A 14,315-nucleotide genomic window follows, 5' to 3' on the forward strand; every position below is an offset into this window, starting at 1 on the left:
GCACCGCGCTACGTTTTGCTAGCGGCATGAGCGAAAATATTTTAGACGTCAAAGACCTGAAGGTCCATTTTCCGCTGCGTAGCGGACTGTTCTCGAGAACGGTCAAGCATTGTAAGGCGGTCGATGGTGTGAGCCTCTTTTTGAAAAAGGGTGAGACCTTTGGTTTGGTGGGAGAGTCGGGATGCGGCAAGTCGACGCTTGGCAAGACCATCTGTCGCCTGATTGAGCCGACTGCGGGCGATATCGTCTTTCAAGGACAGAACGTCGCTCACTATGGACGCAAGCAGATGCGCCCCATTCGCCGTGATGTGCAAATGGTTTTTCAGGATCCGGCGGAGTCGTTGAACGCTCGCCATACGGTGCGTGAAATTCTGGAGGAGCCGTTTATTATCCACGGTATCGGCGACGCGAATACGCGCCTCAAGAAGGTGCACTCTCTGCTCGACAGAGTCGGACTGGGAAAAAGGGCAGCGGAAAAGTACTCGTTCGAGTTTTCCGGTGGTCAACGCCAGCGCATCGGTATCGCTCGAGCGATCGCTTTGGAGCCGAAGCTCATCATTTGCGACGAGCCGGTATCCGCTCTGGACGTGTCGGTACAAAGTCAGATCCTTAACTTGCTCATCGAGCTGCAGGAGGAGATGGGATTAACCTATCTCTTCATCGCGCATGATCTTGCGGTTGTGAAGGTGATCTCGGACCGCATCGGAGTTATGTATCTTGGGAAGATGGTTGAGGTTGCGGACGGCCAGGAGCTCTTCGCGAATCCGATGCACGAATACACCAAGGCGCTTATTTCAGCGATCCCGGTACCCGATCCTCGAGCTCAGAAAGATCGAGTGGTCCTCCGTGGCGATGTTCCTTCCCCGATCGAACCGCCTCCCGGTTGCGCGTTTGCTCGCCGTAGCCCGATTGAAGTGAGCGAAGAAGTGGCGTCCCAGCCGGGCGAGTTCATGGAGGTCAAGCCCGGGCACTGGGTCGAGATGCATCCGGCGACGGTTGCCAATTATGACTCCTACATGGTGAAGGGGTAAATTTGCCCGCAACCTGCTTGTTATTTTAGACGTATATTTGTGCAGACGACGTTTGCTAGGACGTTGTCGGCTATTCTTTTCCAACCTAATCCCCTAAATGACTATGAAAGCAAAACACGCCTTGCTATCGCTTCTTCTTGTGCCCTTTGCCTCTTTGCAGGCTGGCTACAAACTCGTTCAAGCCCCGTTGCCCGAGGATCTCATGCAGGTCCATATCTATGAGCTGGACAATGGCCTGACGGTCTATCTGACGGAGAATGACGAGACGCCTACTTTCCGTTCGGAAATCACGGTACGTGCGGGCTCGAAGGACGATCCGGAAGATGCGACTGGTCTTGCTCATTACCTCGAGCACTTGCTCTTCAAGGGCAATCACGAGATGGGTACCTCGGATTGGGAAAAGGAGAAGGTGCATATCGATCGGATCACCGAGCTGTACGAAGAGCATTTCGCGGAGGACGACTCGGAGAGGCGGGCTGAGATCTATGAGGAGATCAACAAGGAGTCGCAGCTCGCGGCGCAGTACGCGATCCCGGGCGAATTCGACACCCTGATTTCCGCGCTCGGTGGAAGTGGGATTAACGCGTACACCGCGCCGGACCGTACGGTCTATCTGGAGGAACTCCCGTCCAATCGCTTGGAGCAATGGGCAAAGATAGAGTCGGCTCGCTTCACGAATCCGGTGCTTCGTCTCTTCCAGCCAGAGTTGGAAATCGTCTACGAAGAGAAGAACCGTGCGATGGACAGCAAGGATCGTCTTATCCAAGAAGCGATCTTCGAGCTGCTCTATGGCGAGCACCCTTATGGTTCCCAAACGGCGCTCGGTTCGATTGAGCATTTAAAGCGTCCGTCGCTGAAGAAGATCCACGAGTTTTTCGAAGCTCACTATGTGGCTAACAATATGGCGATTGCTTTGGCGGGTGACTTCGAGGCAGAGGAAGCGATCGAGGTGATCGATAAGCACTTCTCGTCATGGAAATCTGGAGACGTCCCTGAATTTACCCGCCCGATGCCTGCTCCAATCACGGAGAAGAAGAGCACAACCATACATTATCCAGGACAGGAAAATGTAATTATCGGATTCGATACCGCACCTACTAAGCACGAAGACGAGCCTGCTCTTAAGCTGCTCGACATGATCCTCGACAACGCGAGCGCGGGATTGATCAATCTCAATCTTAACCAACAACAGCGTGTGGCCCAGGCCGGTTCGTTCCCCTACATCCGCAATGACGCGGGAAGCCAGTTCCTCTACGGCGCTCCCAAGGAAGGGCAAACGCTCGAGGAAGTTGAGGCCTTGCTTCTAGAGCAGCTCGACTTGATTAAGAAGGGTGAGTTCGAAGACTGGATTTTGCCTGCCATCGTGACTGACTTTAAGAAGAACGAGAAGCTCGCGCTTGAAACCAACGCGGGTCGCTTGCGTCTCATCAGCACTTCCTATGGCGAGAAGAAGGCATGGCCGGACGTGGTGGGCGAAATCGCTCGCATGGAAGCGGTCACCAAGGACGACTTGATCGCGATCGCGAATAAGTACTTCTCCAAGCCGTATGTGGTAGCGTATCGGAAAGATGGAGACTATACTCCACCGACTGTTCCAAAGCCTGTTTTTGACCCGATCGATATCGACCGCAGCAAACAGTCCGAATTTGCTGCTAGTGTTCTGGCAATCGAATCGGAGCTGATCGAGCCGGATTTCCTGGAGAAAGGCGAGGACTATCAGGTGATGAAGCTGGGCAAGGGAGTGCGTCTCTTCTACGTGCAGAATCCTGCGAACGACCTTTTTGCGCTTTCCAAGGTTTACGAGATGGGCAGCCGCGAGATGCGCGAGCTGCCGATGGCGGCGGAGCTGCTTGATAAGTCTGGTACCAGCAAACGCGCTCCGGCGGAGCTTAAGAAGGCATGGTACGCGCTTGGGGCTGACTTCAATTTCGCGATTGGGGACCACAATACGACCTTGAATGTCAGTGGTCTCGAAGAGAACTTCGACGAGACGCTTGAGCTTTTCCAAGAAGTGCTGACGGACTCGCAAGGTGACGCGAAGGTGCTTGAAGAGCTGGTCGCAATTCAGCTCAAGAAGAAGGCCGACGCGATGAAGGAACCGAGCATGATTTTCAATGCTCTCCGCAACTACACACGTTTCGGCGAGGATTCGCCGTTTTTGACAGCTCTCTCCACAGACGAAATCAAGGCGCTGACTGTGGATGACTTGATCGGAAAAGCGAATCAGCTTTCCGGATACGAGCATGATTACCTCTATGTTGGAAAGATGCCGATCAAGGAAGTTGCCAAAAAGTTGAAGAAGCTTTCCAGGACTAAGATGGCTTTGAAACCTGCGCCTTCACGCGTGCTTCCGAAGCTGATCCAGCGTGAAGCGAATGAGATTGTGTACGTCGACTACGAAACGGCTCAGTCCCAAATCCGCATCGAATTCCCGGGTGGTTTGTACGACGAGTCGAAGCTGCCTTCCATCGAGACGTTCAACGAGTATTTCTACGGCGGCATGGCTGGTATCGTGTTCCAGGAAATGCGTGAAGCGCGGGCGCTGGCCTATTCCGTATGGGCGCACTACTTGGTTTCAAGTTTCGCAGACGGAGAAAACCTGGTGATGGGCTTTATCGGAACGCAGGCGGATAAGACGGTAGACTCGCTGGCGGCGTATTTGGATCTTTGGGATAACATGCCTAACTCTTCGGATCGTTTTGCGATCATTCAGGGGTCTTTGGACAATCAATACCGCGTTTCCAAGATCGGGTTCCGCAAGGTGCTCGGTTCCGTGAAGGCGTGGGAGCGATTGGGAATTCAGGGAGATCCGCGGGAGGAGCGCTATGAGGAAATCATGGATGGAGACCTTGAGTCTCTCTTCTCGTTCTACGAGTCCGAAATCCAGGGGCAACCGAAGATGATTTCGATCCTCGGCCCGTCAGCTGCAATCGATATGGACCAACTCAAGCAGCATGGTGAGCTGACACAGGTTGAGATCAGCGATATCTTTGTGGATTGATTTTCGGTCTGTACCCAAGACGACCTCCTATCGAACATGGGAGTGCGTCTTGAGGTGGCTGTTCAACGCCCAGTCCCGATAGGAGGATTGTTTTTTATTGTAGGGCGCCGCGTTGAGCTGCCATGTCTATTGCGAATGAAACTCCCACAATACGACTGGCCAGAACTGGAACGCGTTGCGAACGACGTGATCGAGGCATGCCTGAAGGACTTGCCTGAGGAGATTAGAGGAGAGGCTGAGAAAGTCCCTTGCTTGTGCCGGCGTTATCACCCGAACGCTCCTCACATCGATCCTGAAGCGATGTATATGCTGGGTGAATACGTGGCTTATGGCGATGGGACTGGCGGGGTGGACGAGAGCGGTACGATCGCTATCTACTTGGGAGCGATCGCGTGGTATTGCGAGGACGAGGGGCTGGATTTCGAGGACGAGATTCACAAGACCTTTCTCCACGAGCTTGGCCATCATTTCGGTTGGGACGAAGAAGAAGTCGAGAAGAGAGGGCTGTAATTTCCCGCGTCGAATGGCGTGATCTATTGCTGTGTCTTTTTAAAGGGTAGCTTATCTAGGATCGCTCTTAGCCTCCGTTCGTGTTGCTTCTCGTTGATGTCGTCGCTAGCGAGTTGGCCTTCAAGGTCCTGAATCTGTTGGTGAGCTTCCTCGGGTGTGAGCATCTTCTTTTTTTCCGTCTGGCAGCCTTGGGAGGTGTAGATCGCCAGCAACTCTATGACTCGCTGCTCAGCAGCGGATCGAGCTTTTTCGTTACGCTCCAATTGCGCTTGGTAGTATCCGGGACCTGCGGGAATGCCTAGGGACCAGGATAGCATGGAAAGCCCTGCCGAGGCGCCCATCGATGCGATTTCTGCGTTGATGGATCGACGTAGCACGTTTGCATGAAGGATCTCCCGCTGAAGATCGGTGCAGTTCATGAAGGCGTCCTCTTCTTTGCTTTTTTCAAGGATGGGAAAAAGGCTCCAAACTTGTTCGCCGGTCTGAACTTTCGACTCTAGGAATACGATGTCGTCGAAGTGTATCCAAATCTTCCTATCGCTCCAAACGCTCTTTTTGAGAAGGAAGGAGTCCTCTTTGAACTCTAGGATTTTCATCTGGCTTCTGCGATAGCCGTCAGCGGTGAGTATTCGTACCTTGTCCCCTACTTTAAGTTGCTTGGCTTGTGGGTTGAGGATGCTGTTGAGCTTGCGTTCGGATTCTCCGAGGGATGCTACGTCAGGAATGTCTACTGGGAGAACGCCGTAGGGAGGCGGAGACGTTGAGCAAGAAGCTGCCAACAACAGAACGCCCAATAGGATGGGAGCGGAGTTAAGGAGCCGGGGCTTTGGTGTTCTCATTGTTCTCAACTTTTTCAGGCTTCAAATGGAGGCTCCCAAGCGGAGTCTCGGTCAGCTTAAGATTTAGCTGTGTATCCGATTTATCTGACGCGATTGCGAAGCTCAGGTTTTGAGGTCCGGGTGTTTGGGGAAAGAAAAGGCAACCGGCGACCATCTCGCCCGGTCGTATGGTAGCTGGAAGAACGAGGGAACGTCGTGTGAATTCGGCCTGTATTTCCCTTCGGTTGATATAGTTCGCTCCTTGGACCGATACCACTCCCACGGCCGCAAGGTAAGGGATCATGGGGCTGAATGCTGCGTCGATTAGGGCTCCTTCGAGGGAGCTGGTTGCTCCCGCTGCGATGGCGTCGGCGAGCAATACGGTTCCCATGCCTCCTATCGCTAAACTTAGACCCTGTTCGCCGTAGTGTTTCCAGTTTTCGGAACTTCGTTTTTCTAGTTCCCAAGGATCGTTTCCCGGCTCGATCTTGCCTCCCAAGTGATCGGTAAGAACCGGCTGATTGAGAGTGATGGCCTCTGATCGATTGTTTGTGATGCTAAGAACGTATTCATCCCAAAGGGCCCGCTTCTTCCAAGATCCGGGAGCGTCCGTTACGATGACAGCGTGGAGGTTGACGGTTACGGACTCGCTTTGGGTTTTTAGCGCGAAAATGATCGGAGAGGAAAGGGAGTCGACCTTTTCGTACTTGGTCGCGGTGGTGCACGCTGCGAGGCATAGGACCGTACATACCGGGAGGAGACCTGCCAGTATCCTAGAAATGAGCGAACAGAAATGACCCTTCTTTAACATCAGCGTTGCTGATGCTCGACCTGTTGTGAAAGTGGACGCCGAGCGCTAAACGATAGCGGTTCTAGGCGATTTTCGCGAAATGGCAGGCGAAGTATTGGGAATGCTAATTAGAGTATAAGCTAATCGAATATCATTCCTGTGATGAGCGGCTCTCTTGCTATCTCGCCATGTAGTCCTCGAACACATAAGCGAGCCCGCGGCTGTAGGTTGGGAATTTGACGCCACCATGTTTGTATTCGTCAAACATTACATATTCAAAGCTAAGGTCCTGATAACGTCGGCCTTTGAGGAGGTCTGCGAAAGCGTTCGCTTCCGGGATCCAGTTTGAGTTTTTCTCTTCGCCGCCGACAGACATGAAAAGGCGAGTGGGGAGATTGCGGGCGGCGGTTTCTGAAAAGAGCAACTTACGATCGCCGATATAGAACTGGTTTTCCTTTCTGAAGATCTCTCGGTTGTCGAAGGAGACGGCGGGGGTGCTTGCTACAAGGCCCTGGAAAAGGTCGGGGCGGTCGAACATGGCGTACAGGGTGAAGAGCCCGCCATAGGAGCTTCCGGCCAAGACTCTGAAACTGTCGTCAACGCGGTATTCGTTTTCGGTCCAGGGGATGAGCTCCTTCTCGATAAAGGAGAGGAAGGCTTTCGCATCGCCTGTATTTGGATCGTAAGGACTGAGCGATGGCGTGTAGTCAATTTGGCGAAGCTTGCCGTACTCAGGGTTTGCTCCCGGGTAGCCGATGCCGATAACGATGGCTTCGGGGACATATTGGTCGTACTCGAGCGTTCCGAGCATGTTGGTGAGGCTGACGAAGTCCCAGTAGGGATCGAGAGAGTAGATCACGGGGTAGCGTTTCTCAGGCGCGCTATCGTAGCTTGCTGGCAAATGGATGTAGAGGAGGTAGTCCTGATTGCGGGTGAGCTCGGTACTCATTGGATACAGCTTCGCGGTGTATCCAACGTAGGTCTCGAATTTGTCTGCTTGTAGGATTAGCGTGCTGGCGAGGAAAGTGAATAGGATGAAGGTGTATTTCATATCGGTTCGGAGTAGAACACCATGGCGAAGCGATCTACGTCAGTTTTATAGAGCTTAGGCGATGGAGTAATAATTCGCATTATAGATTGTGAATCCGCTTGGGTAAAAATGGGCCCTGATTAGTTTTAGCGAGATGAAGCCTCATTTGATTGCTCTCTGCGTGCTACGTTTTTGCCCGGCTCTTATGGCTGGTGACTGGTTGGAGCTTTTCGATGGCGAATCGCTAGCGGGCTGGAGTGTGCAGTGTCAGTCCGAAGATAAGGGGAAGGGCTATTGGACGGCTCAGGAGGGTTATATCCAGTGCGATTCGATGGGGGACAAGGATCACGACTATGTTTGGTTGCAGTACGATCGCGAGTTTAGCGACTTCGAGCTAAGGTTGGAGTTTCGAGCTTTCAGGGAGTCGAAGGGAAATTCTGGGGTGCAATTCAGAAGCCGCTATGATCCGTCGCCAGATGCCCCGCGCGGAGGTTGGTTGGATGGGCCTCAGGCCGACATCCACCCGCATGGTCCCTTTCGTAATGGTCTTATCTACGATGAGACCCGCACTGAGAAACGCTGGATCTCCCCGAGTTTGCCAGACTGGAGAATCACTCCTGAGCAAGGAGCTCAAACGTATAAGTTCCATTTTTCGGACGAAGGGAATGGCTGGAACCAGATGGTGATTCGTTGCGAAGGAAATCGCGTGCAAACTTGGGTGAACGGGGTTCAGGTTCGGGACTGGGACGGCTCCGGTGTGCTCGATAGTGAGGGGCATCAGAGGCATCGAGTGGGACGGTCTGGTTTCATCGCGCTCCAGCTGCATTCGAAGGACGAGCTCAAGATTCACTTTCAGAATCTGAAGCTCAAAGAACTGTAATTGGCGGTCGGATACTCAGGTGGCGCTTGACTTGCCTAGTTTATCTAGGAGAGTGGTCGCGTGCCTCTTGAACTACTCCATCTCCTTGTCGCAGCAGTTACCCTGTTGTGTTGTCTGTTAACGGCGACCTTGTTTGCCCGCTTGCCTGCGTTTAAGGAGGTGGTTGAGCGGAAGGGCCGGTTCGGATCTCTTGATGGGCTCAGAGGTTACCTCGCTTTGGGGGTGTGTATCCATCATTTCATGCTGACTTGGTACCTGAAATCGGAAGGGATGTGGGGTAAGGCGGGGAATCCGTTTATAAACAATGCCGGGAAGATCGGGGTGGCCTTGTTCTTCATGATCAGCGGGTTTCTCTTTATCCGAAAGGTGGCATTTAGCGATCAGCCAATAGACTGGGCGAAGCTTTATCGGGGGCGTTTCTTCCGGATCGTGCCGTTGTATTTTTTCGCGGTTTTGATCGTATTTGTAATAGCGGGTTTCAAGGCGAGTGATTCGATCGCGGCAGATCCAGCGAGAGCGTTCGTGCAGGCCATGCGTTGGTTGTGTTTCACCTCTGGCCCGATCGGAGACTATTGGCAGGCCTTGCTTATCATTTGCGGAGTGGAGTGGACCTTGCGGTACGAGTGGCTGTTCTATTTCTCTCTACCGATCTTGCAGATTTGGATGAGGCTAGGGCGCGTTGCGAATCTCGTGTTGATCGGACTTTGTGTGTTGCTCTTCTTTTTCCCGAAAACGCTGGTTGTGTTCACTGATCTGCATGCCTGGGAGCTTTTCGAGCTGAATTTCACTCGAGAAAAATTCTGGGAGATTTTTGTTTCTTTTATGCATACCCAGTACCTGCTCATGTTCATGGTGGGAGGTATCGCGGCCTGGTTGCAATCGAGGAGTAATGTAGTTTCAGGATGGTTACAGACGTTCCCGGGGATGGGACTTGGGACCGCTGCTCTCGTGGGGTCTTGGTTTTATCCGAATACGGAAGATTTCTGGCACATGATGATGGTGTCGCTCTTTTTTCTGACCGCGGTTCATGGGAATCAGCTCTTTGGCTTGCTCAAGCTGAAGGGTTCCTTGGTGATGGGAGAGATCAGCTATAGCATCTATTTGATGCACGGGATCGTTATCTTTCTGGCATTCTCTACTGCCTGGTCGCCTGGGAAGGAGTGGACTGAGGAACAGTTTGTCTGGTTGATGCCAGTGATCGGTGTCGCGGTGGTTGTCGTCTCTGCGGCGACCTTCCTCGGAATCGAGCGGGTTGGGATGAGGATCGGTCGGCGTTCTTAAACGCGGGGCTGCGCGTTCAAATCGGTTTTAGTTGCTCTTCGATACTCTTGGTTCGTTCGAGATCTAGGTCTCCGGTGTGTTGCGTGCTTTTTCGCTCGATCAGAAAGACGCTGCATTCCTCTTCGGCGATGGGGTTGTGCATGACACCTTTGGGTACGATGTACATCTCGCCTGGACCAAGCTCGATACAGTCATCTTCCAGTTCGATTTTCAGGTGTCCGTCGATTACCAGGAAAAGCTCATCCTCGTTGTCGTGTTTGTGCCAAGCTAGGCTACCTTTCAGTTTTGCGATCTTGGCGTAGGAATCGTCGATTTCACCCAGCACGCGTGGCGACCAGGTCTCTTTGAGTTTGGCTGCTTTTTTCTTTAGGTTGATGGCTGTATTCATTGTTTGGATTCTTTTACGGTGTCTGTATCTTCATCGATGGGGCACCCGAACGTTAGCAGGTTGCCGTCTATGTCTCTCACTTGGAAATCTCTCATCTGGTATGGCCAAGTCGCTAGCTTGGTGGTGATGTCAGCTCCTTTTGCGCAGATAGCTTCGTAGTAGTTGTCGACCTCATCGCAAAAAGCGTAAAGCGAGCCCATGCCAGTCCGGCCTGCGTTTTCTGCTCCTGAGCACAGATGAAGTAAGACTTTTCCCATTCGAACCCCGGCGTAGAAGGGGGGCTCGCCGTAGGCGAACTCCTTTTCAAATCCGAGTACCTCAGTGTAGAATACGATTGATTTGTCTAGGTCGGAGACCTGAAAAACGGGAGATGCAGAGTTGGCGTTCATGTTAATCGCGAGGGGTGGGGTTAGGGTGGCGTTGGCTCAAGACTCGGAGCGTATTCATGGCCTTTTCGGCATCCAGTTCCGGGACAAACAGATGGTCGTGGTAGTAGGCGGAAACGACATTGCAGGATATTCCAGCCTCGGCGAGCGCGGCGGTGATTTCATTGAGGAAGCCGACTGCATCGAGCGCGGAGTGGACGCGAAGGGTGATTCTTTTCCATACTCCAGTATACGATAAAGAGAGCTGTTTGGCTTCGTTAGCTCTGCAAATGAGAGTGGTTCCTTCCTCTTCTTGGAAAAGACAGATTGGGCTCAAGTCGCTTGGTAAGCTCTTCGAGGGGCAAGACACGAAGACGAAGTTTTCCTCCGAGAGTTCTGGAGACATGGATTTGATCAAGGTTTCTAGGTCTTTCATGCCGTCCATAAGAGGTGTATTCAGTATTTTGTTTTGGGGCGGAGCCTTTGTAGAGGGTATCTGGGCCGGGCGCTAGGTTCAGGCTGATCGCTGTGATTACGAAGAGGCCGAATTCTTGAATTCCAAACATAGGAGAAGGGGAGTTGGTTCGCTTCTCGGTAGAAACTGGATGGGGGAAGGGGGCATGTCGAACCAATGAGCAGGTAAAATCGAGTGACCCGCTTTCGGGTGTTTTTCCGGATTCTTTGAGTCGTCTCGGAAACGGCCAGAGTGGGACCTTGGTCCTATATCAAAGGGCGGACACTTCTGTCATACTTGAGTCTACAGATAATTGACTCGATCCCAAAATAGAATGGCAGGGGCCACTCCAGCCTATGAAAAACATAGTCTCCATTTTCGCAGCAGTTTCCTTTATGTTGCTTCCGCCTGCTCTGGCGGAGGACGCGCCAGTTGACACCCATCCCGCACGCGCGTCTATCTCCACGATTTGGAAAGAGGCTTCCCATAGCTCTGTCTACAGAGTTAGGGGCGAAGTGGTTCAGCTCCTGAGCCAGAGCGACTTGATGGTACAGGATCGTACGGGCGTACTCATCGTCGATGCCCGGTCATCTCATTTCTCAGAGCAATCTGTCGCCCTTGGGGATACTGTCGAAGTCACCGGTCAGGTTTCGAAGTCCAAAGAGCGACTTAATTCTTTCAAGGCGAAATCCATTCAACTGCTCGCTCACAACCATAAGTCTATTACCCAACCGAGATTCATTGGAGAAGCCGAGCACACCACGATTTTGCCAATGGATATCAAGCTACGGTCGCGAATTGATACTGGGGCGACTACTTGCTCGATGAATGCTCTCAACATCTTGAATTTCGAGCGCGAGGGGAAAAAGTGGATACGGTTCGATATCGTTGATCCAGAAACAGGCGGGAATATCGAAGTCGAACGTCCTTGCGTGCGCATTTCCAGTATCAAGCGTCACGGTGCTGAAGACCAGAAGCGACCGGTAGTCATGATGGACGTTTCGATTGGCGATTTGCGGCGCGTTGTCGAGTTCACACTGACTGACCGCTCTAAGTACGATTATCCTGTTCTGATCGGTCGCAACTACTTGAACGGGCTGGCGATTGTCGATGTCAGCTCCTCTTATCTGGGCGATACTTATCCCGAGATACAGCCGTCACCTGTAAAGCCTTAGCGTGTCCTGCCATGTCCTCTAAGTCGCAACTTTATATCTGGGTCGCCCTCCTCTGCATCCTAGGCCTCGGGCGGACTCTGTACAAAAACCAAAAACTCGATTTCCCCCTCGTCCCGGGAGTTCAGGAAGACGTGTGGATTCTGGAAGCTCAGATCGACTTCGAAGCCCGAGGAGATGCGGTTAAAGTATCCTTCGGCCTTCCTGCTTATACCTCTGGTTTCGAGATTATCGATGAGAGTGTTGCGTCGCCAGGATATGGATACTACAAGAGCGAAAATGATGGCGTTGCTCGAGCTGTCTGGTCCGCCCGATCAAAGGAGGGTCCTCAGCGTCTGTATTACCAGATTAGCATGGTGCAACGATACGAGGGCAGGGAGGTCGGCGCGGGCGATCGCACCATCGAAACGATTCCCCCAGCTTTCACCGAGGAACCTTTCCTCTCTGCTGCCAACACAGTGGTGGAGGCGGCGAGGAGCCGATCCGCCGATTCGGAAACTTACACGCGCGAGATCATCCGTCGCATCAACGAAGAGGAGCCCAGTCAGAATGTGCGTTTGCTCCTCGGTAACTCGTTTCGCCAGGTCGATCGTATCGAACTCATACACGACTTGCTTTCGCGAGGTGGCGTGCCGTCGCGTATCGTGAAGGGCTTGCCGCTTGGTGATGGGAGAAGGCATGCGAGCATGCACCGCTACATTGCTATCTTCGACGGGTCGCTATGGCAGCTTTTCAATCCTCAAACGGGAGAGATGGGGTTTCCTGAGGACCTCATAATTTGGGGGCAGCATTCTTTGCTGGACGTAGAAGGCGGCGACAATTCCAAAGTTACCATTTCGATGATCAAGACGAGCCAGTCTGCTCGAGTTCTCGCTCTGCAAGGCATTTCTAGCGAAACCACCGAACGATTGCCCCTCTCCCTCTACGCGCTGCCGATCGATGTGCAGGCGGCCTTCAAGCTGCTGCTGCTGATTCCGATTGGAGCCATCGTAGTCGTTTTCATCCGTAATCTCATCGGACTGCGCACTTCGGGGACCTTCATGCCGATCCTCATCGCCATGGCATTCATCGAGACCAAGCTCGTTACCGGGCTCGTCATATTTACCGTTGTGATCGCTCTCGGGCTGCTCATTCGGTCCTATCTCTCGCGCCTTAACTTGCTACTCGTCCCGCGAATTGCTGCGGTGCTCATCGTGGTTGTCTGTCTCATGGTCATTATCAGTATCGTCGGCCATAACCTAGGCATAGAGGCGAGTATGCGTGTGACTTTGTTCCCAATGATCATTCTTGCGTGGACGATCGAGCGCATGTCTGTGCTTTGGGATGAGCAAGGGGCCAAAGAGGTCTATGTTCAAGGTGGCGGCAGTCTTCTCACCGCGGTGCTGGTCTATCTTGTAATGACAAGTGAATACATTCAGTTCTACACTTTCATGTTTCCAGAGTTGTTGCTTGTGGCGCTTGCTCTGACTCTAGCTATCGGCACTTATTCAGGCTACCGCCTCACCGAGCTCTGGCGCTTCGAGCCATTGGTAAAGGAGTCTGAATGAAGATCGTGAGCCCATGGAAGCTCGAACGGGAAGGCGTCCTCGGAATGAATGGTCGCAATGCCGACTATGTGTTGAAATACAATCGGCGAAAATTCTACCCGCGCGTCGACGACAAGCTCATTACTAAGCGCCTCGCGTTGCAGGGGGGGATTCCTGTGCCTGAACTCATCGCATCCGTTCGCTTCAACCACCAGCTACGCGACCTCAAGAGGGTTCTGGATGGTGAGAGTGAGTTTGTCATCAAACCTTCCCAAGGGTGTGCAGGGCAGGGAATCTTGGTTATCACGCAAAGAGAGGGGGATCTCTTTATAAAGCCGAATGGCGCTACGCTAACGCTTGAGCAAATCAAGCGGCATATATCTGACATCCTAAGCGGCTTGCACAGTCTCGGCGGTCAGCCCGATCGGGCGATGATTGAAAAGCTGATACATTTCACAGACGCGTTCGAACCTTACACTTATCAAGGGGTGCCTGACATCCGGGTCATTATGTTTCTTGGTTACCCGGTCATGGCTATGACGCGTCTTTCTACGAGCATGTCGGACGGCAAAGCGAATCTCCACCAGGGCGCGGTCGGCGTAGGCCTTGACATTGGAAATGGACGCCCGCTCCGGGCGGTTCAGTTCGACCGGCCCATCCTTAAGCACCCGGACACGGGCAACTCTTTTGAGAAGATGAGTATCGAACGCTGGGACGACATCTTGCTTATCGCCTCTCGCTGCTACGAGCTAACCGAGCTCGGCTACATGGGCGCCGATGTGGTTCTCGACAGAGAGAAGGGGCCAATGATTTTGGAGCTTAACGCCCGACCTGGCTTGGCCATTCAAGCAGCAAATGGTACCGGGCTCAAAAACCGGCTAGAGCAAATCAAGAAACTCTCGGAATCCAGGGCGACCCCCGAGCAGCGAGTCAAAATAGCGCAGGAGTTGTTCGCGGTTGCCTGACGTTTTTACGCGGCTTTGGGTGTCGCGACAATCTCTGAGAGACGTTTTTGTCTCTTAGAATTGGGTACAGAATACTCTAGGTTCGCCCCCAAATGCAGTGGAAG

14 protein-coding genes are annotated in these 14,315 nt (G+C 52.8%); 8 read left to right on the plus strand and 6 right to left on the minus strand.

Features of this window, described 5'->3' with window-relative positions; genetic code table 11:
- The 3 genes from JIN87_RS17845 to JIN87_RS17855 all read left to right on the plus strand — a co-directional run.
- Positions 1-1,031: ABC transporter ATP-binding protein (locus tag JIN87_RS17845; protein ID WP_267909411.1), on the plus strand; the 1,031-nt coding region annotated here is incomplete at its 5' end.
- A 103-nt stretch (positions 1,032-1,134) separates the two neighbouring features.
- The gene (locus JIN87_RS17850) at positions 1,135-4,032 is read left to right on the plus strand and encodes a M16 family metallopeptidase (RefSeq protein WP_200356962.1); all 2,898 of its coding nucleotides are present in this window, start codon (positions 1,135-1,137) and stop codon (positions 4,030-4,032) included.
- Positions 4,033-4,167: 135 nt separating this feature from the next.
- On the plus strand, positions 4,168-4,542 hold the full coding sequence (locus tag JIN87_RS17855) for a metallopeptidase family protein (RefSeq protein ID WP_200356963.1): 375 nt from the start codon (positions 4,168-4,170) through the stop codon (positions 4,540-4,542).
- Positions 4,543-4,565: 23 nt separating this feature from the next.
- On the opposite strand, the gene JIN87_RS17860 is transcribed toward JIN87_RS17855, so the two are convergent.
- The 3 genes from JIN87_RS17860 to JIN87_RS17870 all read right to left on the minus strand — a co-directional run bounded on the left by JIN87_RS17860 (position 4,566) and on the right by JIN87_RS17870 (position 7,201).
- On the minus strand, positions 4,566-5,381 hold the full coding sequence (locus JIN87_RS17860; RefSeq protein WP_200356965.1) for a hypothetical protein: 816 nt from the start codon (positions 5,379-5,381) through the stop codon (positions 4,566-4,568).
- Complete coding sequence (locus JIN87_RS17865; RefSeq protein WP_200356966.1) at positions 5,353-6,171, minus strand: hypothetical protein; 819 nt, start codon at positions 6,169-6,171, stop codon at positions 5,353-5,355. The genes JIN87_RS17860 and JIN87_RS17865 overlap by 29 nt, the downstream gene beginning before the upstream one ends.
- A gap of 157 nt (positions 6,172-6,328) precedes the next feature.
- A complete protein-coding gene (locus tag JIN87_RS17870) occupies positions 6,329-7,201 on the minus strand; it encodes an alpha/beta hydrolase (protein WP_200356967.1) in 873 nt (290 codons plus the stop codon).
- Between the two features lie 133 nt (positions 7,202-7,334).
- On the opposite strand from JIN87_RS17870, the gene JIN87_RS17875 reads away from it, so the two are divergent.
- Both JIN87_RS17875 and JIN87_RS17880 read left to right on the plus strand, forming a co-directional pair.
- A complete protein-coding gene (locus JIN87_RS17875) occupies positions 7,335-8,060 on the plus strand; it encodes a 3-keto-disaccharide hydrolase (protein WP_200356968.1) in 726 nt (241 codons plus the stop codon).
- Between the two features lie 60 nt (positions 8,061-8,120).
- Positions 8,121-9,341, plus strand: coding sequence for an acyltransferase family protein (locus JIN87_RS17880; RefSeq protein WP_200356969.1), 1,221 nt, complete (start codon positions 8,121-8,123; stop codon positions 9,339-9,341).
- A gap of 16 nt (positions 9,342-9,357) precedes the next feature.
- Here JIN87_RS17880 and JIN87_RS17885 read toward each other — a convergent pair whose 3' ends face one another.
- From JIN87_RS17885 to JIN87_RS17895, 3 genes are read right to left on the minus strand one after another with little or no spacing between them, the layout of a single operon-like run.
- Positions 9,358-9,729 (minus strand): cupin domain-containing protein, encoded by a 372-nt coding sequence (locus tag JIN87_RS17885; RefSeq protein WP_200356970.1) that lies wholly within the window; start codon positions 9,727-9,729, stop codon positions 9,358-9,360.
- Positions 9,726-10,118, minus strand: a complete 393-nt coding sequence (locus tag JIN87_RS17890; protein ID WP_200356971.1) for a VOC family protein — start codon at positions 10,116-10,118, stop codon at positions 9,726-9,728. Before JIN87_RS17890 ends, JIN87_RS17885 begins: the two co-directional genes overlap by 4 nt.
- 1 nt (position 10,119) lies before the next feature.
- Complete coding sequence (locus JIN87_RS17895; protein ID WP_200356972.1) at positions 10,120-10,539, minus strand: ACT domain-containing protein; 420 nt, start codon at positions 10,537-10,539, stop codon at positions 10,120-10,122.
- A gap of 365 nt (positions 10,540-10,904) precedes the next feature.
- Between JIN87_RS17895 and JIN87_RS17900 the strand changes: the two genes are divergently transcribed.
- From JIN87_RS17900 to JIN87_RS17910, 3 genes are read left to right on the plus strand one after another with little or no spacing between them, the layout of a single operon-like run.
- Positions 10,905-11,723: an ATP-dependent zinc protease family protein gene (locus JIN87_RS17900; protein WP_200356973.1), complete on the plus strand. Its 819-nt coding sequence runs from the start codon at positions 10,905-10,907 to the stop codon at positions 11,721-11,723.
- An 11-nt stretch (positions 11,724-11,734) separates the two neighbouring features.
- Positions 11,735-13,267, plus strand: a complete 1,533-nt coding sequence (locus tag JIN87_RS17905; RefSeq protein WP_200356974.1) for an inactive transglutaminase family protein — start codon at positions 11,735-11,737, stop codon at positions 13,265-13,267.
- The gene (locus tag JIN87_RS17910; RefSeq protein ID WP_200356975.1) at positions 13,264-14,211 is read left to right on the plus strand and encodes an alpha-L-glutamate ligase-like protein; all 948 of its coding nucleotides are present in this window, start codon (positions 13,264-13,266) and stop codon (positions 14,209-14,211) included. Before JIN87_RS17905 ends, JIN87_RS17910 begins: the two co-directional genes overlap by 4 nt.
- The last annotated feature ends 104 nt before the right edge of the window (positions 14,212-14,315 follow it).

The sequence above is a fragment of the Pelagicoccus mobilis genome, assembly GCF_016595505.1.
In the GTDB taxonomy this organism is placed as follows: Bacteria; Verrucomicrobiota; Verrucomicrobiia; order Opitutales; family Opitutaceae; genus Pelagicoccus; species Pelagicoccus mobilis.